This window comes from Nocardioides terrigena, assembly GCF_003047265.1.
In the GTDB taxonomy this organism is placed as follows: Bacteria; Actinomycetota; Actinomycetes; order Propionibacteriales; family Nocardioidaceae; genus Nocardioides; species Nocardioides terrigena.
In genome coordinates, this window is record NZ_PZYY01000041.1 from 1 (window position 1) to 796 (window position 796).

Here is a 796-nt window from a genome sequence, read left to right on the forward strand (position 1 = left end):
GTAGTAATCATGCAGTTTCGCCATCGCATTACTCCAGTTAATTAAATAATTTCATTATTAGATTTGAAGAAACGGACTTTTTTACCGTCTTCGAATCTAAAACCTACACGGTCAGCTTTATTTGTTTTCGGGTTGAAAATTGCAATATTTGACGCATCAATTGCAGCTTCTTTCTTCACTAAGCCACCAGCTTTACCTAAAGCAGGAACCGGTTTTTCATGTTTAGTGATGATTTTAACGCCTTCAACAATCACTTTACCGTTTGGTAACACTTGAGTTACCTTACCACGTTTGCCCTTATCTTTACCGGTAAGAACAATTACTTCATCATTTTGACGGATTTTAGCAGCCATTACATTCCCCTTACAGTACTTCTGGAGCTAATGAAATGATCTTCATAAACTTCTCAGAACGAAGTTCACGAGTCACAGGTCCAAAAATACGAGTACCGATTGGTTGCTCAGTGTTATTGTTTAAAATTACACAAGCATTACCATCGAAACGAATAACTGAGCCATCTGGGCGACGAACACCCTTCTTGGTGCGCACAACAACTGCTTTTAACACATCACCTTTTTTAACTTTACCGCGTGGAATTGCTTCTTTCACAGTAACTTTGATAATGTCGCCAATAGCAGCGTAACGACGGTGCGATCCACCTAGAACCTTGATACACATTACGCTACGAGCCCCTGAGTTATCAGCAACATCCAGCATAGTCTGTTCTTGGATCATATTAGTGCTCCGTTAAATTAAAAAACACCCTTTCGGGACGAAAACCCACTTACCCAGATGG

At 40.1% G+C, this 796-nt stretch carries 2 protein-coding genes; both read right to left on the reverse strand.

Going from position 1 to position 796, the window contains the following annotated elements; all coding sequences use genetic code 11:
* Positions 1–41: 41 nt before the first annotated feature.
* Positions 42–353 (reverse strand): 50S ribosomal protein L24, encoded by a 312-nt coding sequence (gene rplX / locus DAE25_RS22695; protein WP_005599300.1) that lies wholly within the window; start codon positions 351–353, stop codon positions 42–44.
* Between the two features lie 10 nt (positions 354–363).
* Positions 364–735: a 50S ribosomal protein L14 gene (gene rplN, locus DAE25_RS22700; RefSeq protein WP_005619403.1), complete on the reverse strand. Its 372-nt coding sequence runs from the start codon at positions 733–735 to the stop codon at positions 364–366.
* Positions 736–796: the final 61 nt, after the last annotated feature.